Origin of the sequence: Streptomyces sp. NPDC001903 (assembly GCF_042891345.1) — a bacterium.
GTDB lineage: Bacteria > Actinomycetota > Actinomycetes > Streptomycetales > Streptomycetaceae > Streptomyces.
On sequence record NZ_JBIASZ010000004.1, the window covers coordinates 511,163 to 535,517 of the forward strand.

17 protein-coding genes and 1 pseudogene are annotated in these 24,355 nt (G+C 74.2%); 17 read left to right on the forward strand and 1 reads right to left on the reverse strand.

From position 1 onward, the window contains the following. The first annotated feature begins 387 nt into the window (after nt 1-387). The 7 genes and pseudogenes from ssd to ACFYZS_RS12045 form a co-directional block, all read left to right on the forward strand. Entirely contained in the window at nt 388-1,560 is a 1,173-nt protein-coding gene (ssd, locus tag ACFYZS_RS12015; protein ID WP_389010278.1) for a septum site-determining protein Ssd, read from the forward strand. Beyond that, on the forward strand, nt 1,557-2,705 hold the full coding sequence (locus ACFYZS_RS12020) for a TadA family conjugal transfer-associated ATPase (protein ID WP_389009973.1): 1,149 nt from the start codon (nt 1,557-1,559) through the stop codon (nt 2,703-2,705). Before ssd ends, ACFYZS_RS12020 begins: the two co-directional genes overlap by 4 nt. Continuing rightward, nucleotides 2,702-3,586, forward strand: coding sequence for a type II secretion system F family protein (locus ACFYZS_RS12025; RefSeq protein WP_389009976.1), 885 nt, complete (start codon nt 2,702-2,704; stop codon nt 3,584-3,586). The genes ACFYZS_RS12020 and ACFYZS_RS12025 overlap by 4 nt, the downstream gene beginning before the upstream one ends. Continuing rightward, on the forward strand, nt 3,586-4,362 hold the full coding sequence (locus tag ACFYZS_RS12030) for a type II secretion system F family protein (RefSeq protein ID WP_389009979.1): 777 nt from the start codon (nt 3,586-3,588) through the stop codon (nt 4,360-4,362). Before ACFYZS_RS12025 ends, ACFYZS_RS12030 begins: the two co-directional genes overlap by 1 nt. A gap of 119 nt (nt 4,363-4,481) precedes the next feature. After that, a complete protein-coding gene (locus ACFYZS_RS12035; protein WP_389009982.1) occupies nt 4,482-4,679 on the forward strand; it encodes a DUF4244 domain-containing protein in 198 nt (65 codons plus the stop codon). Beyond that, entirely contained in the window at nt 4,666-5,043 is a 378-nt protein-coding gene (locus ACFYZS_RS12040) for a TadE family type IV pilus minor pilin (RefSeq protein WP_389009985.1), read from the forward strand. Before ACFYZS_RS12035 ends, ACFYZS_RS12040 begins: the two co-directional genes overlap by 14 nt. A 59-nt stretch (nt 5,044-5,102) precedes the next feature. Continuing rightward, a pseudogene (locus ACFYZS_RS12045) lies at nt 5,103-5,300 on the forward strand (Rv3654c family TadE-like protein); the annotation flags it as partial. A 105-nt stretch (nt 5,301-5,405) separates the two neighbouring features. Here the strand turns inward: ACFYZS_RS12045 and ACFYZS_RS12050 are convergent. Continuing rightward, a complete protein-coding gene (locus ACFYZS_RS12050) occupies nt 5,406-7,859 on the reverse strand; it encodes a DEAD/DEAH box helicase (RefSeq protein ID WP_389009988.1) in 2,454 nt (817 codons plus the stop codon). A gap of 81 nt (nt 7,860-7,940) precedes the next feature. Here ACFYZS_RS12050 and bldG point away from each other — a divergent pair, with 81 nt between their 5' ends. From bldG to ACFYZS_RS12100, 10 genes are all read left to right on the forward strand, one after another. Then, the gene (bldG, locus tag ACFYZS_RS12055; protein WP_030152678.1) at nt 7,941-8,282 is read left to right on the forward strand and encodes an anti-sigma factor antagonist BldG; all 342 of its coding nucleotides are present in this window, start codon (nt 7,941-7,943) and stop codon (nt 8,280-8,282) included. Between the two features lie 119 nt (nt 8,283-8,401). Then, nucleotides 8,402-8,842, forward strand: a complete 441-nt coding sequence (locus tag ACFYZS_RS12060) for an ATP-binding protein (protein ID WP_389009991.1) — start codon at nt 8,402-8,404, stop codon at nt 8,840-8,842. 304 nt (nt 8,843-9,146) lie between these two features. After that, the gene (locus ACFYZS_RS12065; RefSeq protein ID WP_389009994.1) at nt 9,147-11,555 is read left to right on the forward strand and encodes a sodium-translocating pyrophosphatase; all 2,409 of its coding nucleotides are present in this window, start codon (nt 9,147-9,149) and stop codon (nt 11,553-11,555) included. Between the two features lie 184 nt (nt 11,556-11,739). Further along, nucleotides 11,740-12,306 (forward strand): small secreted protein, encoded by a 567-nt coding sequence (locus ACFYZS_RS12070; RefSeq protein ID WP_389009997.1) that lies wholly within the window; start codon nt 11,740-11,742, stop codon nt 12,304-12,306. 238 nt (nt 12,307-12,544) lie between these two features. Then, a complete protein-coding gene (locus tag ACFYZS_RS12075; protein WP_389010000.1) occupies nt 12,545-14,065 on the forward strand; it encodes a methyltransferase in 1,521 nt (506 codons plus the stop codon). 270 nt (nt 14,066-14,335) lie between these two features. Further along, a complete protein-coding gene (locus ACFYZS_RS12080) occupies nt 14,336-14,533 on the forward strand; it encodes a hypothetical protein (protein ID WP_389010281.1) in 198 nt (65 codons plus the stop codon). Nucleotides 14,534-14,860: 327 nt separating this feature from the next. Further along, nucleotides 14,861-17,677, forward strand: a complete 2,817-nt coding sequence (topA, locus tag ACFYZS_RS12085) for a type I DNA topoisomerase (protein WP_389010003.1) — start codon at nt 14,861-14,863, stop codon at nt 17,675-17,677. Nucleotides 17,678-17,831: 154 nt separating this feature from the next. After that, nucleotides 17,832-21,107 (forward strand): dTMP kinase, encoded by a 3,276-nt coding sequence (gene tmk, locus ACFYZS_RS12090; RefSeq protein ID WP_389010006.1) that lies wholly within the window; start codon nt 17,832-17,834, stop codon nt 21,105-21,107. A gap of 103 nt (nt 21,108-21,210) precedes the next feature. Beyond that, complete coding sequence (locus ACFYZS_RS12095) at nt 21,211-22,422, forward strand: DNA polymerase III subunit delta' (protein WP_389010009.1); 1,212 nt, start codon at nt 21,211-21,213, stop codon at nt 22,420-22,422. Between the two features lie 364 nt (nt 22,423-22,786). Continuing rightward, the gene (locus tag ACFYZS_RS12100) at nt 22,787-24,355 is read left to right on the forward strand and encodes an alpha/beta hydrolase (RefSeq protein ID WP_389010012.1); all 1,569 of its coding nucleotides are present in this window, start codon (nt 22,787-22,789) and stop codon (nt 24,353-24,355) included.

Sequence of the window (24,355 nt, forward strand, 5' to 3'; positions counted from 1 at the left end):
CCGTGGGGACGACCCCCGCTCTCCCCCCCGGCGGGGGTCGTCGCATGTCCGGACGCGGTTCGCGTCCCTGCCTTCGGCCCCAAGTGACCATTCCTGCAGCCCTCCTTCCTCGGCGGGCCCTGCGTGGCGAAGGCCCTCACCTCTTCTGACTCGTGACGCTGCGTAGTGGTTCCGCCGCGCTCTGAACTCACCTGTTGGGGTGATGGAGTTATTCACAGGGCTCCTGTTGTCCACAGTTTTCGGGCAAGATCCACTTCTTTTTCCGGATGGCCTCACGGTGATTCCGGCCGCGAAGTCCGCGGTGCCGGGATTTGCAGTGAGAAGGGGGCGGAGATCGTGGCTGGATCGAAGTCGTGTGAACTGCCGGAGCGCGTGGAAGCAGGCGGAATCAGGCCATTGGGCACTCCTGGCGGGGCCGTGCCCGGTGGCGGGCGGCCGCTGATCATCACCGAGGACCCGCTGCTGCTCGACGATCTGCTGCGGCTGTGCGCCGCCGCGGGCGCCGAGCCGCATGTGCACCATGCGGTGCCCGAGCAAAGCGGAGGCGGTGGTGGCGGAGGCGCCGGGAGGGGCGAAAGGGGTTCCGGAGCCGCCCTGGAGGCGGGCGGGAGCGTCGGATGGGAGTCCGCGCCGCTCGTCCTCGTCGGGGACGATGCCGCCCGCCGGGTGCGCGGCGCCCCGCGTCGGGGCGGGGTGCTGCTCGTCGGCCGGGATCCGGACGATCCCCTCGTGTGGCAGCTGGCGGTGGAGATCGGCGCCGAGGAGGTGCTCCGGCTCCCCGACGCCGAGAGCCGGCTCGTCGACCGCATCGCCGATGTGGTGGAGGGCGCGGGCAAACCGGCCCTCGCCGTCGGGGTGATCGGCGGCAGCGGCGGGGCCGGAGCCTCGACCCTCGCGTGCGCGCTCGCCCTGCGGGCCGCCCGCGCCGGCGAGCGGACCGTCCTGATCGACGGGGACCCGCTCGGCGGCGGCATGGACGTCCTGCTCGGCGGCGAGAGCGCCGAGGGGCTGCGCTGGCCGGACTTCGCGGGCTCGCGGGGCCGGGTGGCCGCCGGCGCGCTGGAGGAGTCCCTGCCGGAGCTGCACGCCCTGCGGGTGCTCAGCTGGGACCGCGGGGACCGGGTGGTGGTGCCGCCCGCGGCCATGCGCTCGGTGCTCGCCGCCGCGCGCCGCCGGGGCGGTGTGGTGGTGGTCGACCTGCCCCGGCGGGTGGACGAAGCCGTGGCCGAGGCGCTGGCCCAGCTGGACCTGGTGCTGATGGTGGTGCCGGGCGAGTTGCGGGCTGTGGCCGCCGCGGGCCGGGTCGCGGCCGGCGTGCGGATGGTGGCCCGGGATGTCCGCGTGGTCGTACGGGGCCGCTGTCCGGGCGGGCTCGACGCCGAGGAGGTGGCCGGGCTGCTGGGGGTGCCGCTCGCCGGGGAGGTGCCGGTCGAGGTGGGGCTCCCGGGGCGGGTCGCCGAGGGCGAACCGCCGGGCGGGCAGGGGCGGGGCGCGCTGGCCCGGTTCTGCGACGGCTTCTGGCGGCGGGCGCTCGGTCCCGCCCAGGGGGTGGCGGCATGAGCGCCGTACTCCTGGACGCGGTGCGCCGGCGGCTCGCCGAGAGCGGGGCCGAGCCGACCCCGGCCCGGGTGGCGGCGGCGCTGCGGGCACAGGGCCGGCTGCTCGGTGATGCGGAAGTGCTGGGCGCGGCCGCCGAGTTGCGCTCCGAGCTGGTCGGCGCCGGACCGCTGGAAGCCCTGCTCGCCGACCCGGAGGTCACCGACGTCCTGGTGGCCGCCCCGGACCGGGTGTGGGTGGACCGCGGGGGCGGCCTGGAGCTGACCGCGGTGACCTTCGCCGACGCCGATGCCGTGCGCAGGCTCGCCCAGCGGCTCGCCGCCGTCGCCGGTCGGCGCCTGGACGACGCCCGGCCCTGGGTGGACGCCCGGATGCCGGACGGCACCCGGCTGCATGCCGTGCTGCCGCCGGTGGCGGTCGGTTCCGCCTGCCTGTCGCTGCGGGTGGTGCGGCCGAGGGCGTTCACGCTGGAGGAGCTGGTCGAGGCGGGCACGCTGCCGCCCGGCGGTCAGCGGCTGCTCGGGGACATGGTCGAGGCCCGGCTGTCGTTCCTCGTCTCCGGCGGGACCGGCACCGGCAAGACCACGCTGCTCAGCGCCCTGTTGGGGCTGGTCGGCCCGGGGGAGCGGATCGTCCTGGCCGAGGATTCGGCCGAGCTGCGCCCCGACCATCCGCATGTGGTGCGGCTGGAGAGCCGGCCGGCCAATCAGGAGGGGGCGGGCCTGGTCACCCTGGCGGATCTGGTCCGGCAGGCGCTGCGGATGCGTCCGGACCGGCTGGTCGTCGGCGAGGTCCGCGGCGCGGAAGTGGCCGATCTCCTCGCGGCTTTGAACACGGGACACGAAGGCGGCTGCGGCACGGTCCACGCGAACGCCGCCGCGCACGTGCCGGCCCGGCTGGAGGCGCTCGGGACCTCCGCCGGGCTCGACCGGGCGGCTCTGCACAGCCAGTTGGCGGCCGCGCTGACCCTGGTGGTCCATCTGGTCCGGGACCGGGCCGGGCGGCGCCGGGTGGCCGAGGTGCACGTGCTGGAGCGGGACGCCGCCGGGCTGGTGGTCACCGTACCGGCGCTGCGCTGGTCCGCCCGGGGCTTCGTGCGCGAGCGGGGCTGGGAGCGGCTGCGTCCGCTGCTGCGGGGTGCGCGGTGAACGGGGTGGCCGCGGTGCCGGTGCCGCTGTTCGCCGGGGTGCTCTGCGCGGGGACGGCCGCCTGGGCGCTGGCCGGGGGAGACCGGGTGTCCCGGCGGGCCCGGGTGGTGCTGGCCGGGTGCGGTCCCGTGGTGCCGCGCGGTCCGGTGCGCCGGGAGCGGCTGCTCATCGCCGTTCGAGTGCGGGCCGCGCGGTGGCGGGAGTGGTCCTGCCTCGGGGTGGGGCTCGTGGTCGCACTGCTGGGCGGGTCGGTGATCCCGTTGGTGGCGGGCGCGGCGGCGGTGCCTCTGGTGCGGCGGTGGCTGAGGGGCCGGCAGCGGGAGCGGGAGCGGAGCGCCCGGGCCGCCGGGGTGATCGCCCTGTGCGGAGCGGCGGTGGGCGAGCTGCGGGCGGGGGCCCAGCCCGGGCAGGCGCTGACCGCGGCGATACGGCGGACGGTCGCGGGCTCGGGCGGTCCGGGCCCGGCGGAGGCGGCGGTACTGGCCGCCGCGGCGTTCGGCGGGGACGTTCCCGCGGCCTTGCGTCAGGCCTCGCGGGAGCCCGGGGCGGAAGGGCTGGCCGGGATGGCCGCCTGCTGGTCGGTCTCGGTGGACGGGGGCGCGGGACTCGCGGCCGGACTGGACCGGCTGGAGGGGGCGTTGCGGGCCGAGCGGGACCGGCAGGAGTCCCTGCGGGCCCAGTTGGCGGGGGCCAGGTCGACGACGGTGGTGCTGGCCCTGCTGCCGCTGGTCGGCCTGCTGATGGGCACCGGGCTCGGGGCGGATCCGCTGCGCGTGCTGCTGCACACCCCGGTCGGGTGGGGCTGTCTGCTGGCGGGCGGGGTGCTGGAGGCGCTGGGGCTGCTGTGGTGTCGGCGGATCGTGTCGGCGGGGGAGCGGTGATGGGCGACTTGGTGATCCACAGGCTGGGGACGGCGCTGTGCGCCGCGGTGGCGGTGCTGTGGACGGCATCAGCGGTGGCGGCCCGGGTCAGGGCGCGGGCGGCCCGGCGCCGGATCGCCGCAGTGATCTCGGCGGAACCGGAGCGGAAGTCGCCGGTGTTCGGCTCCGGGATACGGGCGGTGGTGACGGCGTGGGCGGGCCCGGCGGGGGCGCTGCTCGCGGCCTGGGTGCTGGTCGGCGGTGTGCCGGGGGTGCTGGCCGGCTGCGGTGCGGCGATCGGGGTGCGGCGCTGGCTGCGGCGGGCCCGGCCGCCGGCCGGGGTGGATCCGCGGGAGGCGGAGAGCCAGCTCCCGTTGGCGGCCGATCTGTTGGCCGCCTGCCTCGCGGCCGGTGCGGCGCCGGTGGAGGCCGCCGAGGTGGTGGGCGAATCGCTGGGCGGTCCGGTCGGCGAGCGGCTCGCGCTGGCCGGGGCGGAGCTGCGGCTCGGCGGGGAACCGGGCGCTGCGTGGGGGAGGTTGGCGCAGATACCGGGCGCCCGCCCGCTGGCCCAGTGCCTGGAGCGGGCCGCCCGGACGGGGGCCCCGGCCGCGGAGCCGGTGTCCCGCCTGGCGAAGGCCCTGCGCGAGGACCGGGCCCGGCAGGCAGGTGCCCGGGCGCAGCGGGCGGCGGTGCTCGTGACCGCTCCGGTGGGGCTGTGTTTCCTCCCCGCGTTTCTCGCGGTCGGAGTGGCCCCGGTGGTGATCGGAATGGCCTCCGGCCTTCTCTCCTCCACCTGAAGTCGTGGCAGAAACCCGGGCGACTCGACTCGTGTATCGAGGCTCGACCCGGCGCCTGAAAAGACCACTCGGATCACTACTGAGATCACGTCAAGAACCCGAATCAACTGGAGGTTGTCATGAGGATCATCTGGTTTCGTCTGCGGTCGGCGATGAGCGGCCGCACGAACGACGCGGGCATGTCCACTTCTGAATACGCCATGGGCACGATCGCGGCCTGTGCATTCGCGGCCGTTCTGTACAAGGTGGTGACGAGTGAAGTGGTCTCCACGGCGCTTCAGTCGACCATCGGGAAGGCACTCGATGTGCCGTTCTGAGGAAAAGCACCGGGGACCGGGCGACCGGGGATATGTGACGGCGGAGGCCGCCCTGGTGATTCCCGCGCTCGTGCTCTTCGCGGCGCTGCTGGTGTGGGCGCTGATGGCCGCGGCCGCGCAGATCCGGTGCGTGGACGCGGCCCGGGCCGGGGCCCGGGCGGCGGCCCGCTCGGAGCCGCCGGGTGTGGCGGAGGCGGCGGCCCGGGCGGCCGCCCCCGCGGGGGCGCAGGTGGGGCTGGAGCGGGAGGGGGACCTGTGGCGGGTCCGGGTCTCGGCGCCGGCGCCGGGCCCGGGTGGGCTGCCGGTGCGGCTCGGGGCGCAGGCGGTGGCCCTGGCCGAGGACGCCGTGGGGCCGCCGCCGTGAGCCGGGACCGGGGTTCGGCGACGGTGTGGGCGGCACTGGTGGCGACGGTGCTGGGGGCGGTGTTCGGCGGGGTGCTGCTGCTCGGCCAGGCCGTCGTGGCCCGGCACCGCGCGGCGGCGGCCGCCGACCTGGCGGCCCTGGCGGCCGCCGAGACCTGGGCGCACGGCCCCGAGGCCGCCTGCGCCGCGGCCCGCCGCGTCGCCGGTGCCCAGGGGGCGACGGTGGCCGCCTGCACGGTCCACGGCGAGGTCGCCGAGGTGGCGGCCCGCCCCGCGACGGGGCCCTTCGCCCCGACGATCACCGCCCGGGCGGGGCCGCCGGTGCCGGCGGCCGACGAGCCCGGGGTGCGCGTACGAGGGCCCTCAGGAGGGCGGGGCCTCGGACAGGAGGCGGGTGAGGAGGCGGATCGCGCCGCGCTTGTGGAGGGGGTCGTTGCCGTTGCCGCACTTGGGGGACTGGATGCAGGACGGGCAGCCGGCCTCGCATTCGCAGGCGGCGATCGCGTCGCGGGTCGCCGTCAGCCAGGCGCGGGCCGTGTGGAAGGCCCGCTCCGCGAAGCCGGCGCCGCCGGGGTGGCCGTCGTAGACGAACACGGTCGGCAGGAGGGTGTCGGGATGCAGGGGGACGGAGACCCCGCCGATGTCCCAGCGGTCGCAGGTGGCGAACAGCGGGAGCAGGCCGATGGAGGCGTGCTCGGCGGCGTGCAGGGCGCCGCCGAGGATCTCCGGGTTGATCCGGGCCTCGTCGAGCTGGTCCTCGGTCACGGTCCACCACACGGCCCGGGTGCGCAGGGTGCGGGGCGGCAGGTCCAGCTTGGCCTCGCCGAGGACCTCGCCGGTGATCAGTTTGCGGCGCAGGTACGAGACGACCTGGTTGGTCACCTCGACCGAGCCGAAGCAGAGCCGAGCCGGACCCCAGGGGATCTCGGTCTCGGTCTCCAGGACGGAGATGGAGGTGGTGTCGCGCGCGGTGGTCGAGAACGGCGGGCTGGACTCCTCGACCAGCGCGACCGAATCCTCCAGGTCCAGCTGCTTCACCAGATAGGTGCGGCCCTGGTGGAGGTGGACGGCCCCGTCGTGGACGGCGGTGTGGGCCGCCGACTCGTCGACCGTGCCCAGCAGGCGCCCGGTGGCCGCCTCGACGATCTGCACCGGGCGGCCGCCCTCGCCGCGGATGTCCGTCAGGTCCGAGGCCCGCTCCCGGCGGGTCCAGTGCCAGGCCGTCGCCCGGCGGCGCAGCAGCTTGGCCGCCTCCAGCTGCGGGATCAGCTCCGCGGCCGCCGGGCCGAACAGGGCGAGGTCCGCCTCCGTCAGCGGGAGCTCGGCGGCGGCCGCGCACAGGTGCGGTGCCAGGACGTACGGGTTGTCCGGATCCAGGACCGTGGCCTCCACCGGGCGGCGGAACAGGGCCTCCGGATGGTGGACGAGATACGTGTCCAGCGGGTCGTCCCGGGCGATCAGTACGGCCAGGGCGCCCTGCCCCGAGCGCCCGGCGCGGCCCGCCTGCTGCCACAGGGAGGCCCGGGTGCCCGGGTACCCGGTGATCAGGACGGCGTCCAGGCCCGAGACGTCCACGCCCAGCTCCAGGGCCGTGGTGGCGGCCAGGCCGAGCAGCTCGCCGGAGTGCAGGGCCCGCTCCAGGGCCCGGCGCTCCTCGGGCAGGTAGCCGCCCCGGTAGGCCGCGACCCGCCGGGGCAGGGACCGGTCCACCTCGGCCAGCCGCTCCTGGGCGATCACCGAGATCAGCTCCGCGCCGCGCCGGGAGCGGACGAAGGCGACCGTGCGGACCCCCTGGACGACCAGGTCGGTCAGCAGGTCGGCGGTCTCGGCCGTGGCGGTGCGGCGCACCGGGGCGCCCTTCTCGCCCCGCAGCTCGGTCAGCGGCGGCTCCCACAGGGCGAAGACGACCTCGCCGCGCGGGGAGGCGTCGTCGGTGACCTCCAGGACCGGCACGCCCGTCAGCCGGGACGCGGCGGCCGCCGGATCGCTCGCGGTGGCCGAGGCCAGCAGGAAGACCGGATCGGCGCCGTAGCGGGCGCACAGCCGCCGCAGGCGGCGCAGTACCTGGGCCACGTGGGAGCCGAATACGCCCCGGTAGGTGTGGCACTCGTCGATGACCACGTAGCGCAGCGCGCGCAGGAAGGAGGACCAGCGGGGATGGGCGGGGAGGATCCCCCGGTGCAGCATGTCGGGGTTGGTGAGGACGTAGTTCGCGTACTGGCGCACCCATTCGCGTTCTTCCACCGGCGTGTCGCCGTCGTAGACCGCGGGCCGGACGGCGTTGCCGAGGGGAGCGGCCAGCTCGCGTACGGCGCGCCGCTGGTCGGCCGCCAGGGCCTTGGTCGGGGCCAGGTAGAGGGCGGTCGCGCCCCGCCCGTTCGGCGCCGCGGCGCCGTCCGCGAGGGCGGAGAGCACGGGCGCGAGGTAGGCCAGGGACTTGCCCGAGGCGGTGCCGGTGGCGACGACCACCGATTCGCCGTCCAGGGCGTGCTCGGCGGCCGTGGCCTGGTGTTCCCACGGATGTTCGATGCCGGCGGTCCGGATCGCGGCTACGACATCCGTTCGGATGCGGTCGGGCCAGACTGCATGACGACCCTCCCGAGGGGGCAAGTGCTCCGTATGGGTGATGCGCGCAGCTCGAGAAGGCCCCCGTGAGAGCCGGTCCAGGACCGTGCCGGGAGTGGGTCGTGGGTCCTCGGGTGCCGTGGGCCGACCGGGACGGTGAGTATTGGCCATTGGAACCGAGTGTGTCACCGGCGTGCGGGACAATGGTCGGAAGGCGTCGTGCGCGCCTGCCGGTAAGTGATTGAATGCCATCGCGGCAGCCAATCCCTCCCCTGCCTACGGGTGGGGAGGCCCCTGGGGGGCGCCGCTCGATAGCAAGGTGCTGGAGGATCCGTGGACCTGTCCCTGTCGACTCGCACTGTCGGCGACCGCACGGTCGTGGAGGTCGGTGGCGAGATTGATGTGTATACCGCGCCCAAGCTGCGCGAGCAGTTGGTCGAGTTGGTGAACGACGGCAGCTACCACCTGGTTGTCGACATGGAGCGAGTGGACTTCCTCGACTCCACCGGGCTTGGTGTGCTCGTGGGAGGTCTCAAGCGCGTCCGTGCACATGAGGGCTCGCTGCGTCTGGTGTGCAACCAGGAGCGCATCCTGAAGATTTTCCGCATCACCGGCCTGACGAAGGTGTTCCCGATCCACACGACGGTGGAGGACGCCGTCGCAGCCACCGACTGACGGTTACACCCTCCGGGGCGCCGCGAGGCGCCGCGGGGGGAGCCGAAGAGGAGCGGGGGCGCGGGCCGACAGCGGTCCGGGCCCCTGTAAGGCACGCCCGTAGTCCGAGGGGGACGCGCATGGCCACCGTTGAACTGCGCTTCAGCGCCCAGCCCGAACACGTCAGGACGGCCCGCCTCGTCGCGGCCGCCGTGGCGCGGCGGGCCGGCGTGGACGAAGCCGTGCTCGACGAGGTCCGCCTCGCCGTGGGCGAAGCCTGCTCGCGCGCCGTCGGTCTGCATCTCAGCAACGGGCTGACCGCGCCCGTCCGGGTGGTCCTGACCGAGGAGGAGAAGCTGTTCTCCATCGAGGTCGGCGACGAGGTGCCCGGACCGGCCGGCGGCCCGGAGGGCGCCGTGCCCGGCATCGACGCCGCCCTGGACCCAGACACCGAAACCGAGGACGAGATGGGTCTCGCGGTGATCAGCGGGCTCGTCGACGACGTCGAGGTGACGAGCGGGGAGGCGGGCGGGACCATCCGGATGAGCTGGCCCGTGTCCGGCTCGTCGGATCTCCCGTAGTCCCGCCGGTTTCGCACGTCCCGCCCGGCCCGCCGGTACCACGAGTCCGGTGGTTCGGGGATTTTTCCGATCTTCATCCAGGCCCTGCTGAGCAGGGCCTTTTTTCATACCCCGCGGCATTTCCTAGATCAATGATCAGGCGTCAATGCCTTTGCCCCATTACCTCTTTCGGGGGTAATGGAGTGACGCGATCTATTGCTGAGGAGCAAGAGCAGGCCAATTCCGTTTCCTGCGCACTGTTTTGATCGGGAAGAGCTCCCTACAATCCGTCCACATCTTGAGCTCATCACGTCAAGGAGGACGAATGACGGGGCTCTTCACCCCCAACGCGCCGATCGGAAACTCCGATCTGGCAGCCGCCGTACTCACCGATGACAATCGGCTCATCGTCATGGTGATCGCGGCCGTGGCACTTGCCGCACTCGTCGTCGCGCAGATCCTGGTCCGCCAGGTACTCGCCGCCGACGAGGGAACCGACAGCATGAAGAAAATCGCCGCAGCCGTCCAGGAAGGCGCCAACGCCTACCTCGGCCGGCAGCTGCGCACCCTCGGGATCTTCGCCGTCGTCGTGTTCTTCCTGCTCTTCCTGCTCCCCGCCGACGACTGGACCCAGCGGGCCGGGCGCTCCGCCTTCTTCCTCGTGGGCGCCATCTTCTCCGCGGCCACCGGCTACATCGGCATGCGCCTCGCGGTCCGCGCCAACGTGCGCGTCGCCGCCGCCGCGCGCGAGGCCACCCCCGCCGAGGGCGAACCCGCCAAGGACCTCACCGACGTCTCGCACAAGGCCATGCGGATCGCCTTCCGCACCGGCGGCGTCGTCGGCATGTTCACCGTCGGCCTCGGCCTGCTCGGCGCCTCCTGCGTCGTCCTGGTCTACGCCGCCGACGCGCCGAAGGTCCTGGAGGGCTTCGGCCTCGGAGCCGCGCTGATCGCGATGTTCATGCGCGTCGGCGGCGGCATCTTCACCAAGGCCGCCGACGTCGGCGCCGACCTGGTCGGCAAGGTCGAGCAGGGCATTCCGGAGGACGACCCGCGCAATGCCGCGACCATCGCCGACAATGTGGGCGACAACGTCGGCGACTGCGCCGGTATGGCGGCCGACCTCTTCGAGTCGTACGCCGTCACCCTGGTGGCCGCGCTCATCCTCGGCAAGGCCGCCTTCGGCGACCTCGGCCTCGCCTTCCCGCTGATCGTCCCCGCGATCGGCGTCGTCACCGCCATGATCGGCATCTTCGCGGTCTCCCCGCGCCGCTCCGACCGGAGCGGAATGACCGCCATCAACCGCGGCTTCTTCATCTCCGCGGTGATCTCGCTGGTCCTGGTCGCGATCGCCGTCTTCGTCTACCTGCCGTCCAGCTACAAGGACCTCATCGGCGTCGAGAACGCCACGATCACCAACCACTCCGGCGACCCGCGCATCCTGGCCCTCGTCGCCGTGGCGATCGGCATCGTGCTCGCGGCCCTGATCCAGCAGCTGACCGGCTACTTCACCGAGACCAGCCGCCGTCCCGTCCGGGACATCGGCAAGTCCTCCCTGACCGGCGCGGCCACCGTCGTCCTCGCCGGCATCTCCGTCGGCCTGGAGTCCGCCGTCTACACGGCGCTGCTCATCGGGCTCGGGGTGTACGGGGCGTTCCTGCTCGGCGGTACGTCGATCATGCTCGCGCTCTTCGCGGTGGCCCTGGCCGGCACCGGCCTGCTCACCACCGTCGGCGTCATCGTCGCCATGGACACCTTCGGGCCCGTCTCCGACAACGCCCAGGGCATCGCCGAGATGTCCGGCGACGTCGAGGGCGCCGGTGCGCAGGTCCTGACCGACCTGGACGCCGTCGGCAACACCACCAAGGCCATCACCAAGGGCATCGCGATCGCCACCGCCGTGCTCGCCGCGGCCGCGCTGTTCGGCTCGTACAGCGACGCCATCGCGAACGCGGTCAAGGAAGTCGGTGCCAAGGCGGGGGAGATGAACCTCAGCCTGGACATCGCCCAGCCCAACAACCTGGTCGGCCTGATCCTGGGCGCGGCCGTCGTGTTCCTGTTCTCCGGCCTCGCCATCAACGCCGTCTCCCGCTCCGCGGGCGCCGTCGTCTACGAGGTGCGCCGCCAGTTCCGCGAGCACCCCGGGATCATGGACTACACCGAGAAGCCCGAGTACGGGCGCGTCGTGGACATCTGCACCAAGGACGCGCTGCGCGAACTCGCCACGCCCGGCCTGCTCGCCGTCCTCACCCCGATCGCCGTCGGGTTCTCGCTCGGCGTCGGCGCGCTCGGCTCGTTCCTCGCGGGCGCCATCGGCACCGGCACCCTGATGGCGGTCTTCCTCGCCAACTCCGGTGGCGCGTGGGACAACGCGAAGAAGCTCGTCGAGGACGGCCACCACGGCGGCAAGGGCAGCGAGGCCCACGCCGCGACCGTCATCGGAGACACGGTGGGCGACCCGTTCAAGGACACCGCGGGTCCCGCGATCAACCCGCTGCTCAAGGTCATGAACCTGGTGGCGCTGCTGATCGCCCCGGCGGTCGTGCAGTTCAGCTACGGCCCCGACACGAGCGCCACCGTGCGCGCGATCGTCGCGGCCTTGGCCATCGTCGTCATCATCGGCGCGGTGTACATCTCCAAGCGCCGCGGCATCGCGGTCGGGGACGACACCGAGGGCGAGGGCGCGCCCGCCGAGAGGGTGGCCCAGCAGGCCGATCCCGCGGTGGTTTCCTGACCCGAGGGGTGCCCCGAGGGGTGCCCCGCGGAGGGGTCTGCGGGCCGGTCGGCCCGAGGTCTCGAAGCTACGCCCGAACGGCGGACAGGCGGCGCGGACTGACGCGCCGTCTGTCCGCCTTTCTGCGTGCCCGGATGGCGGGCGTGTATCTTCCGGGCCGAGAGCCTTCGAAGGGACCAATCCGGTGAACAAGAAGTTTGCGGCCGCGGTGTCCGGCGGTGCGGTACTGATCCTCGTGCTGTCCGGTTGCGGCGGCGACGACGGGGACGAGAAGGCCAACGCCTGGGCCAAGAAGGTCTGCAACAGCTGGCAGCCCGAGCTGAAGAAGATCGAGACGGCCAACGCGGACATCAAGCGCGTGGCCACGGAGAGCAGCAAGCCCGAAGAGGTCCAGACGACCGACTCGGCGGCGTTCGGGAGCATGTCGGCGTCGTACAAGGCGATGGGGACCGCCCTGCAGGGGGCGGGAGTTCCGCCGGTCAAGGACGGCCAGAAGACCCTGGAGGCGGCGGTCAAGGGCTTCGAGGAGTCCTCCAAGGGCTACGCGGACCTGAAGACGAAGATGGACGCCCTGGACGCGAAGGACCAGACGAAGTTCGCCGAAGGCCTCAAGGGCGTGGCCGACGGGCTCGAGCAGGCCACCAACGGCGGCAAGAACGCGCTCGCCACGCTCAAGGCCGGCGGCCTGGACAAGGCGATGAACAGCCAGAAGGGCTGCCAGGTCGCGGCGCCGTCGCCGTCGGCGAAGTGAGGTAGCCGGCGGCCGCCGTCGCCGGCGGACGCGGCAGGGTCGGGGGTACGCGGACCGGGGCGGCCGGTTCCGCGGAACCGGCCGCCCCGGTGCACTCCGGGCCACCGGCGGAGCGGCGCGGCACGCACGCTTCGGCGGAGGGTCCGGCAGCGGCCGCCCGGCGCACGCATCGTCGGCATCTCGGCATCAACGGCCGCGCGGCATACGCATCGGCGGCGGCAGCCGACACAATGGACCGGTGAGTACCACCAGCCTTCCCTCGTCCGACCGCGCCGCCGAGCTCCGCACGGCCCTGCTCGCCGCCGGCTTCACCGCCGACGGCCTGCTCGACCTGCTCGGCGCCCCCGCCTACGCCGCGCTGGCCCGAAGCGAGACGGTCCCCGCCCTGCGCGCCACGCGCGGCCGCGGCGACGGCCCGCTCGCGGGCCTGGTCCGGCTGTTCCTGCTCCAGCAGCCGGAGCCGTACGTGAACGCCGCCCGGGCGCTGCCCGTCGAGGCCGCGCTGGCGGACGGGTGGCTGCGCCGGGAAGAGGACGCCGACGGGCAGGACACGGTGCGCGCCACCGTCGACGTGCGCCCGTACGGCGGTCCCGACGGCGAGGACTGGTTCATCGTCTCCGACCTCGGCTGCGCCGTGGGCGGGGCCGGCGGGATCGGCAGCCGCGAGGAGGGTGTCGTCCTCGGCGTCGGCGGGGCCTCCACCACCCTGGCGGGGATCACCGTCCGCACCCCGGTCGGCAGCGCCCTCGACCTCGGGACCGGCTCCGGCATCCAGGCCCTGCACGCCGCCCAGCACGCCACCCGGGTCACCGCCACCGACGTCAACCCCCGCGCCCTGGACTTCACCCGGCTGACCCTGGCGCTGTCCGGCGCCCAGGAGGCCGAACTGCTCCAGGGGTCGCTGTTCGAGCCGGTCGGCGAGGCCACGTACGACCTGATCGTGTCCAACCCGCCGTTCGTGATCTCCCCCGGCGCCCGGCTGACGTACCGCGACGGCGGGATGGGCGGCGACGACCTGTGCCGGACCCTCGTCCAGGAGGCCGGCGCGCACCTCAACCCGGGCGGGTACGCGCAGTTCCTCGGCAACTGGCAGCACGTGGAGGGCGAGGACTGGCACGACCGGGTCCGCGCCTGGGTGCCGCGCGGCTGCGACGCGTGGATCGTGCAGCGCGACGTGCAGGACGTCACGCAGTACGCGGAGCTGTGGCTGCGCGACGCGGGCGACCACCGCACCGACCCCGCCGAGTACGCGCGGCGGTACGAGGACTGGCTGGACGAGTTCGAGGCGCGCAAGACCAAGGCCGTCGGCTTCGGCTGGATCACCCTGCGGCGCAGCGACGCGGCGGAGCCCTCGATCGTGGTCGAGGAGTGGCCGCACTCGGTGGAGCAGCCGCTCGGCGACGCCGTCGTGGCCCACTTCGCCCGGCAGGACTACCTGCGCGACCACGACGACGCGGCCCTGCTGGAGGCCCGCTTCGTGCTGGCGGCCGAGGTCGTCCAGGAGCAGGTCGGCGCGCCCGGCGCGGAGGACCCGGAGCACGTGGTGCTCCGGCAGAACCGCGGGATGCGGCGGGCGACCAAGGTCGACACGGTCGGGGCGGGCTTCGCGGGAGTGTGCGACGGCTCACTCACGGCGGGCCGGATCCTGGACGCGATCGCGCACCTGGTGCAGGAGGATCCCGTCGTGCTGCGGGACCGGACGCCCGAGGCGATCCGGGTGCTGGTCGAGCAGGGATTCCTGGAGCCGGCCGAGGGCTGACCGGCCCCCCCCGGCCGGACCGTGACGCCGCCCCTTCGCCCGCCTCCGCCGATGCGCCGACACGCCGGCGCGGCCCGGCCGGCCGCCCTCCTGCGGGGTGTCCGGCCGTGGCCGAAACCTTCATGTAACCCCGGGTTCGCAAGCCGTTGCGCGGCGCCTGGCAGACTCCCGCGCAGGGGTACGGCCGCGGGCCTGCCGAGGGGATCCGGGGGGATCCGTACGGGACCCGCGGAGCGGCCCGGGAGCAAGCGGGAGTAAGGGGTGAACGGCATGGAGAGCGGTCCGGCGATCTTCGCGGCGACCGTGTTCCTGCTGTTCGGAACGGCTCTGCTGGGCTGGGCGGGGGCGTGTGCGGCGCGCCGGGCGCCGGTGGCCGAGGGTGTGCGTCCCGCCGTGGCCCTTCCGCTGGCCCTGCTCGCCGCCGGGACCTCCCTGGCGCTCGGCGTCTGGTGCCTCGTACGACGGTGATCGCCGGCCCGGGTGCGGACCCGGCCGCGGGCCGGATCGGAGCCTGATCACCGGCCCGGTCACCGGCGCGCCGACCCGCGTGGACGCGCGGCGCAAACGGGACGTCAGAGGGGGTGCGGCGGCGGGGCCAGACGGCCCCCTGGCCACTCTGCCCGGTGATCGCTACGGGTCCGGCGCGGTATCCGGGCGGCAGAAATGGCACTTGTCGGGTTACCGTTCGAGTGGCCGTTGCGGGCTTCTGCCGTTTGACACGGGGGCGGGTTGTACCGTCACACTCCGCAGCGTCGCCGTACCGCGACCGAGTGCCGACCGGAGAGAAGAGCCAAGTTGTCCCCGACTAGCGAGACCGCAAAGGGCGGCCGCCGACTCGTCATCGTCGAGTCCCCTGCCAAGGCGAAGACGATCAAGGGCTACCTCGGCCCGGGATACGTCGTCGAGGCGAGCGTCGGGCACATTCGCGACCTCCCGAACGGCGCCGCCGAGGTCCCCGACAAGTACACGGGCGAGGTCCGCCGCCTCGGCGTGGACGTCGAGCACGACTTCGCGCCGATCTACGTCGTCAATGCCGATAAGAAGGCCCAGGTCAGGAAGCTCAAGGAGCTGCTGGCCGAGTCCGACGAACTCTTCCTCGCCACCGATGAGGACCGCGAGGGCGAAGCCATCGCGTGGCACCTGCAGGAAGTCCTCAAGCCCAAGGTCCCCGTCCACCGGATGGTCTTCCACGAGATCACCAAGGACGCGATCCGCGACGCCGTCGCCAACCCGCGCGAGCTGAACCAGCGCATGGTCGACGCCCAGGAGACCCGCCGCATCCTCGACCGCCTCTACGGCTACGAGGTCTCGCCGGTCCTGTGGAAGAAGGTCATGCCGCGGCTGTCGGCCGGCCGCGTCCAGTCCGTGGCCACCCGCCTCGTCGTCGAGCGGGAGCGCGAGCGCATCGCCTTCCGCTCCGCCGAGTACTGGGACCTGACCGGAACCTTCTCCACCGGCCGCGCCGGTGACGCCTCCGACCCCTCGACGCTGGTCGCCCGCCTGAACACGGTGGACGGCAAGCGCGTCGCGCAGGGCCGTGACTTCGGCTCGAACGGGCAGCTCAAGAGCGAGGTGCTGCACCTCGACGAGGCGAACGCGCGGGCGCTGGCCGCCGCGCTGGCGGACACCTCGTTCGCCGTCCGCTCGGTCGAGTCCAAGCCGTACCGCCGCTCCCCGTACGCCCCGTTCCGTACGACGACGCTCCAGCAGGAGGCCTCGCGCAAGCTGGGCTTCGGTGCGAAGGCGACGATGCAGGTGGCCCAGAAGCTGTACGAGAACGGCTTCATCACCTACATGCGTACGGACTCCACCACGCTGTCCGACACCGCCGTGTCCGCGGCGCGGGCGCAGGTCACGCAGCTCTACGGGGCCGACTACCTGCCGGAGAAGCCGCGCGTCTACGCCGGCAAGGTCAAGAACGCGCAGGAGGCGCACGAGGCGATTCGCCCCTCGGGTGATCGTTTCCGCACCCCGGCCGAGACGGGTCTGACCGGCGACCAGTTCCGCCTGTACGAGCTGATCTGGAAGCGGACCGTCGCCTCCCAGATGAAGGACGCGGTCGGCAACTCGGTCACCGTCAAGATCGGCGGCCGCGCGTCGGACGGCCGGGACGCCGAGTTCACCGCCTCCGGCAAGACGATCACCTTCCACGGGTTCATGAAGGCCTACGTCGAGGGCGCGGACGACCCGAACGCCGAGCTCGACGACCGCGAGAAGCGGCTGCCGCAGGTCGCGGAGGGCGACGCGCTGTCGGCCGAGGAGATCACGGCGGACGGCCACTCGACCAAGCCGCCGGCCCGCTACACCGAGGCCTCGCTGGTCAAGGAGCTCGAAGAGCGCGAGATCGGCCGACCCTCGACGTACGCGTCGATCATCGGCACGATCCTGGACCGCGGGTACGTCTTCAAGAAGGGCACGGCGCTCGTGCCGTCCTTCCTGTCGTTCGCCGTGGTCAACCTGCTGGAGACGCACTTCGGGCGGCTCGTCGACTACGACTTCACCGCGAAGATGGAGGACGACCTCGACCGCATCGCGCGGGGCGAGGCCCAGTCCGTGCCGTGGCTGAAGCGCTTCTACTTCGGCTCCGAGGACGCGACGGAGGTCGTACCGGCCGACGGCGACCACCTCGGAGGTCTGAAGGAGCTGGTCACGGACCTCGGCGCGATCGACGCCCGGGAGATCTCCTCCTTCCCGGTCGGCGAGGGCATCGTGCTGCGCGTCGGCCGCTACGGGCCGTACGTCGAGCGCGGCGAGAAGGACGCGGAGGGCCACCAGCGGGCCGACGTGCCCGACGACCTGGCGCCCGACGAGCTGACGACCGAGTACGCGGAGGAGCTCTTCGCGAAGCCGAGCGGCGAGTTCGAGCTGGGCAAGGACCCGATCAGCGGGAACGAGATCGTCGCGAAGGACGGTCGCTACGGGCCGTACGTGACGGAGATCCTGCCCGAGGGCACGCCGAAGACCGGCAAGAACGCGGTGAAGCCGCGGACGGCCTCGCTGTTCAAGTCGATGAGCCTGGACACGGTCACGCTGGACGACGCGCTGCGCCTGATGTCCCTGCCGCGCGTGGTGGGCGCCGACGCGGAGGGCGTGGAGATCACGGCCCAGAACGGCCGCTACGGCCCGTACCTGAAGAAGGGCACGGACTCGCGGTCGCTGGAGACCGAGGACCAGCTGTTCTCGATCACCCTGGACGAGGCCCTCGCCATCTACGCCCAGCCCAAGCAGCGGGGCCGGGCCGCGGCCAAGCCGCCGCTGAAGGAGCTGGGCACCGACCCGGTCAGCGAGAAGCCGGTGGTCGTCAAGGACGGCCGCTTCGGTCCGTACGTGACGGACGGCGAGACGAACGCGACGCTGCGGCGGGACGACGACGTCGAGACGATCACGCCGGAGCGCGGCTACGAGCTGCTGGCGGAGAAGCGCGCGAAGGGCCCGGCCAAGAAGACGGCCAAGAAGGCCCCGGCCAAGAAGGCCCCCGCGAAGAAGGCCACGGCGACGAAGACCGCCGCGGCGAAGAAGACGACGGCGAAGAAGACCGCCGCCAAGAAGACGACCGCGAAGAAGACGGTCGCGAAGAAGGCGGCGGCCTCCGCCCCCGCGTCGGACGACTGACCAGCCCCTGACCGACCCCTGACCAACCCCCGGGCCCGTGCGGATCGCACGGGCCCGGGGTCGTCCGGCGGGAGCGCGGGAGTGGGGCCGGGGTCACACCGGATGGTTATCCACAGGCTCCGCAGCGGCCAAGCGCAGCGGATAGGCTGGGCGGATGACGCGAGCCGAGCAGCCAACGGTCGTGACCGCCCCCGCGAACCCCACCTACGACGAAGCCCTCGCCGCGGATTCCCGCGAGCGGGCGGTGCGCGCCCTGCTGCGCACCCCGAGGCTGCGCCGGCTGTGGAGCGCCCAGCTGGTGAGCGGCATCGGCGATGCCCTCGCCCTGTTGGTGCTGGTGCTGCTGGCCTTCCAGACGGCCGTCTCGGAAGAGACCTTCGGCCGCGGCTACCAGGGCTGGGCGCTCACGATCGCCGCCGTCTTCGGCGTCCGGATCCTCGCCACGCTGCTCTTCGGCGCCGTCCTGCTCGGTCCGCTGGCGGGGCTCCTCGCCCCGAAGGAGGCCGGCGGCAAGCTGGACCGCCGCTGGACGATGATCGGCGCCGACGGGATCCGGATCGGCCTGTTCGTCGTCGCCCCGCTGTGGCTCGACTGGATCCCGGCCCACGCGCTCACCGCGCTGCTGGCCACCGTCTTCGTCTCCGGCGTGGCCGAGCGGCTGTGGACCCTGGCCAAGGAGAGTGCGGCTCCGGCCCTGCTGCCCTCGCCGCCGCCCGAGGGCGCGACCGTACGGCCGCTGCCCGACCACCTCGACGCGCTGCGCCGGCTGACCCTGCGCACCTCCTTCGCCGCGATGCCCGTCGCCGCCGCCGTGCTCCTCGCCGCGACCCTGGTCGGCAAGGCCCTCGGCCTCGGCGTCGACTGGTTCGCCGAGAACCAGTCCGCCCTCGGTTCGTACGTGGCCGCCGGCCTCTTCGCCGCGTCTGTCTCGCTGCTGCTCCCGCTGGTGCTGCCCGCGGCGAAGACCCCGCGCCCGCGGTCGCCGCTGGAGGGGCTGCGGGCCCCCAAGACGGGGGACCAGCCGGACAAGGGGCGTACGGGGGCCATTCCGCTGCTCGTGCTGGCCAGCGCCGCCGTCGCCGGAGCCGTGGCCAGTGCGGCCGCCGTCGCCGTCCTGCACGCCTTCGACCTGGGCGGCGGCCCCGCCACCTTCTCCCTGCTCGTCCTGGCCCTGCTCGGCGGCACCGCCATCGGCATCCGCGCCACCCAGGCCGGCAAGGTGCTGCCCGCGCTGTCCCGGCGCCGGCTGCTGGCCCTGGCCATCGCGGTGGCCGGGCTCGCGCTGCTGCTGACCGGGCTGGTCCCGGACACGGCGACCGTGCTGTTCCTGTCGCTGCTCGCCGGCACCGCCGCGGGCGTGGCAGCCAACACCGGGCACACCCTGCTCGACCAGGAGACCGAGGAGTTCCGCCGGGCCCGGGTCACCGAGCACCTGCAGGCCGTCGTACGGGTGGCCGTGGGCGTCGGAGCCGTCCTCGCCCCCGTCCTGGCCGCGGCGATCGGCCCGCACCGGCTGGCCTCCGGGGACGTCGTCTTCGCGCACGGCGGGGCCGCCTTCACCCTGATGCTGGTCGGCGCCCTGCTGCTGCCCGTCGCCGTCGTGGTGCTCGCCAAGGCGGACGACCGCAGCGGCGTACCGCTGCGCCGCGACCTGCGCGAGGCGCTGCGCGGCGGGGAGCCGGTGCAGGCCGCGTCCGACGCCGGGTTCTTCATCGCCCTGGAGGGCGGGGACGGCGCCGGCAAGTCCACCCAGGTCGAGGCGCTGGCCGACTGGATACGGGGCAAGGGCCACGAGGTCGTCGTGACCCGCGAGCCCGGGGCCACCCCGGTCGGCAAGCGGCTCCGCTCGATCCTGCTCGACGTCTCCTCGGCCGGGCTGTCGAACCGCGCCGAGGCCCTGCTGTACGCCGCCGACCGCGCGGAGCACGTGGACACCGTCGTCCGGCCCGCCCTGGAGCGCGGCGCGGTGGTCATCTCCGACCGCTACATCGACTCCTCGGTCGCCTACCAGGGCGCCGGGCGCGACCTGTCCCCGACCGAGATCGCCCGGATCTCGCGCTGGGCCACCGACGGGCTCGTCCCGAACCTGACCGTGCTGCTCGACGTATCGCCGGAGGCGGCCCGCGAGCGGTTCACGGAGGCGCCGGACCGGCTGGAGTCGGAGCCGGCCGAGTTCCACCAGCGGGTGCGGGCCGGCTTCCTGACGCTGGCCGCAGCCGACCCGGGGCGCTACCTGGTGGTCGACGCCGGCCAGGACCCGGAGTCCGTGACCACCGTGGTGCGCCACCGCCTGGACCGGATGCTCCCGCTCTCGGAGGCCGAGGTGGCGGCCCAGGCCGAGGCCCGGCGCAAGGCCGAGGAGGACGCCCGGCGCAGGGCCGAGGAAGAGGCGGCGCGCAAGGCGGAGGAGGAGCGGCTGCGCGCGGAGGAGGAAGCCCGGCTGAAGGCCGAGGCGGAAGCCGCCCGGATCAGGGCCGAGGCCGAGGCCGCCCGCAGGGCGGAAGAGGAGCGGCTGCGCGCCGAGGAGGAGGCCCGGGCCCGGGCCGAGGCCGAGCGGCTGCGCGCGGAGGCCGAGGAGAAGGCCCGCGCGGCGGAGGCGGAGCGGCTGCGCAAGCAGGCAGAGGAGGAGGCCCGGCTGCGCGCCGAGGCCGAGGAACGGCGGCTGGAGAAGCAGCGTCGGGCGGAGGAGGCCCTGCTGAGGGCCGAGGAGGCGCGCCGGCTGGCGGAGGCCTCGGCGGCAGCGGCGGCCGCACAGGCCGCGGCGGTTGCTCCGCCTGCGCCGACGCCTGCGCCCGAGCCGGCTCCTGCGGCCCCCGCGGCCCCCGCCCCCAAGGTGCCGATGACCAAGGAACCGCTGCCGGACGACGCCGTGACCGTGGAGACCCCGCTGGTCAAGCGGGTCGTCCAGCCGGACGACGTGACGCAGACGGTCCCGGTGCCGAAGATCGACCCGGCGGCGGAGACCTCGGTACTGCCGGCCGTTCCGCGGTCCGCCGAGCCGGCCGGCCCGGCGGACGAGACGGCGGTCCTGCCGCCCGTACCGGCATCCGGTGCGACCGACGAGACGGCCGTCCTGCCGCCCGTACGGCCGTCCCGTACGAGCTCTTCGGCCGGTCGGACCCCGTCCTCCGGCCCGGCCCGGTCCGCCACGCGGCCGACGGCCCGGCGTCCGCAGGAGAGCCCGGCCGACCGGGTGCCGCCGGGCATCTTCCGGGATGCGGGCGACGACGCGACCCGCGAGCTTCCGGTCTTCGGCGCGGACGGCCTGCCGGGCGGGCAGGACCAGGAGAACCGGCAGGGCCAGGCGGGCCGGCCGCGGCCCGCCTGGGCCGAGGAGACCCCGCTGGACGACCTGCCGACCCTGGCGGACGAGCTGCTCGGCCCGCGCCGGGACGACGAGGGCGAAGAGGGCGGTCCGCGCCGCCGCTGACGGGGATTGTCAGTGGCGCACGCCACACTGGGGGCGGGCAGGAGCAGGACGAGCGGGTTACGGACGGCCACGGAACGACGGCCGGTGAAAGGCGGTGGGCGCGATGCCCGTATGGGACGACCTGGTGGGACAGGAGCGGGTGCAGGCGCAGCTGGCCGCCGCCGCCCGCGACGCCGACGCCCTGGTCACCGCCGTCGAGGCCGGGACCCCGCCGCCCGCCGCCTCCAAGATGACCCACGCCTGGCTGTTCACCGGCCCGCCCGGCTCGGGGCGGGCCACCGCCGCCCGGGCCTTCGCGGCCGCCCTCCAGTGCACCAGCCCGGACCGCGCCCTCGGGGGCGAGCCGGGCTGCGGGTTCTGCGACGGCTGCCACACCACCCTCGTCGGCACGCATGCCGATGTGGAGATCGTCCGCACGGATCTGCTGTCCATCGGCGTGAAGGAGACGCGTGACCTGGTCCGCCGGGCGCAGCTCTCCCCGGCCGTGGGCCGCTGGCAGGTCATCGTCCTGGAGGACGCCGACCGGCTGACCGAGGGCGCCGGCAATGTGCTCCTCAAGGCCGTGGAGGAACCCGCTCCGCGGACCGTGTGGCTGCTGTGCGCGCCTTCCCTGGAGGACGTGCTGCCCACCATCCGCTCCCGCTGCCGGCATCTGACCCTGCGCACCCCGCCGGTCGCCGCCGTCGCCGACGTGCTGGTCCGGCGCGACGGCATCGAGCCCGCCGTCGCCGCGGCCGCCGCGCGCGCGACGCAGGGGCACATCGGCCGGGCCCGCCGCCTCGCCACCGACGAGTCCGCCCGGACCCGCCGGGCCGCCGTCCTGAAGCTCCCGCTGCGCATCGACGACGTGGGCGGCTGCCTCAAGGCGGCCCAGGAGCTGGTCGACGCCGCCGCCGAGGATGCCAAGCAGGTCGCGGAGGAGGTCGACACCAAGGAGACCGAGGACCTGCGGGCCGCGCTCGGCGCCGGGGCGGGCACGGGCGGCCGGATGCCGCGCGGTACGGCGGGCGTGATGAAGGAGCTCGAAGACCGGCAGAAGCGCCGACGTACGCGCACCCAGCGCGACACCCTCGACCTTGCGCTGACCGACCTCACGGGCTTCTACCGGGACGTGCTGGCCCTCCAGCTCGGCTCCTCGCTGGCGATCGCGAACGAGGAGATACGGGGCGACCTCGAGCGGATCGCCCGCGCGTCCGGACCCGAGCGCACCCTGCGCCGGATCGAGGCGATCATCGCCTGCCGCGACGCCCTGGACCGCAACGTGGCCCCGCTCCTCGCGGTCGAGGCGATGACGATGTCCCTCCGCGCGGGCTGACCGCCCCCGCCGGCCGCCTCCCCGACTGCGCGGCCGGCCGTGGTGCCCGCCCGCGTTGACCGCTTCACCCGTACGAGCGATCCGGCGGGCTCGGGCCGCGTGGTGCGGGTTCCGGGCGGTCCTGCGGGGGGGGGGGGGGGGGGGGGGGGCCCCCCGCGGGGGGGGGGGGGGGGGGGGGGGGGGGGGGGGGGGGGGGGGGGGGGGGGGGGGTGCCCCCGCCCCCCCCCCCCCCCGCCCCCGCCCCCCCCCCCCCCCCCCCCCCCCCCCCCCCCCCCCCCCCCCCCCCCCCCCCCACCGGGCAGAGCTCGGCCGGTCGGCGTGCGCCCGCCCGGCCGGGGCGCCCGGCAGGCCGTAGGCTCCGAGGATGGACACCAGTCGCCTGCTGCGTACCACCGGAATCGTGATCGCAGCCGCCGGGCTGCTGCTCTCCGGGTGCACCTCGGACGGTTCGGGGGGCCTGTGGGCGGCCGCCTCTCCGTCCGCGGGACCCGCCCGGCCGGCGGCTCCGACCGCGGTCCCGGAGGCGCTGCGCCCGTACTACGAGCAGAAGCTGAAATGGCGCGACTGCGGTGTCCCCGGGTTCCAGTGCGCCACGATGAAGGCCCCGCTGGACTACGCGCACCCCGAGTCCGGGCAGGACGTGGACATCGCCGTGGCCCGCCGCCAGGCCACCGGCCCGGGCAAGCGGCTGGGCTCGCTCGTGGTCAACCCGGGCGGACCGGGCGGCTCGGGCATCGGGTACCTCCAGGCGTACGCGGGCATCGGCTACCCGGCGCCCGTCCGCGCCCAGTACGACATGGTCTCCTTCGACCCGCGCGGGGTGGACCGCAGCAGTCCGGTGCAGTGCCTGACCGGGCCGCAGATGGACAAGTTCACGCAGGTCGACCAGACGCCGGACGACGCGGCGGAGCGGGCCGAGCTCGTGACCGCGTTCAAGGAGTTCGCGGACGGCTGCAAGGCCCGCTCGCAGCGGATCCTGCCGCACGTCTCCACCGTCGAGGCGGCCCGCGACATGGACATGCTGCGCGCGGTGCTGGGCGACGAGAAGCTGACGTACGTCGGCGCCTCGTACGGCACCCTCCTCGGGGCGACGTACGCGGAACTCTTCCCCGGCCGGGTCGGCCGCCTCGTCCTGGACGGGGCGATGGACCCCTCCCGTCCGGCGCTCGAAATGAACCGGGACCAGACCGGGGGCTTCGAGACGGCCCTGCGCTCCTTCGCCAAGGACTGCGCGAAGCAGTCCGACTGCCCGCTGGGCAAGGGCGGCCCGGAGGCGGTGGCGGATCGGCTCCGGGAGTTCTTCCGCAAGGTCGACGCCCAGCCCGTGCCCAGCGGCGATCCGGCCCGCCCGCTGGGCGAGTCCCTCGCCACGACCGGGGTGATCGCGGCGCTGTACGACGAGAGCGCGTGGCCGCAGCTGCGCGAGGCGCTGACGGCGGCCATGAACGGGGACGGGTCCGGGCTGCTCGGCCTGGCCGACAGCTACTACGAGCGGGAGCCGGACGGGAAGTACGCGAACCTGATGTTCGCGAACGCCGCGGTGAACTGCCTCGACCAGCCGCCCGCCTTCGCCGGCCCGGAGGCGGTGGACGCGGCTCTGCCCTCCTTCGAGAAGGCCTCCCCGGTCTTCGGCGCGGGCCTCGCCTGGGCCTCGCTGAACTGCGCGTACTGGCCGGTCAAGGCCACCGGCGAGGCCCGCGCCCTGACCGCGAAGGGCGCCCCGCCGATCGTGGTGGTCGGTACGGTCCGGGACCCGGCGACCCCGTACAAGTGGGCCCAGGCCCTGGCGGGCCAGCTCGACTCGGGAGTCCTGCTCACGTACGACGGCGACGGGCACACGGCGTACGGCCGCGGCAGCTCCTGCATCGACACGACGATCAACACGTACCTCCTGCAGGGCACCCCGCCGAAGGACGGCAAGAAGTGCACGTGA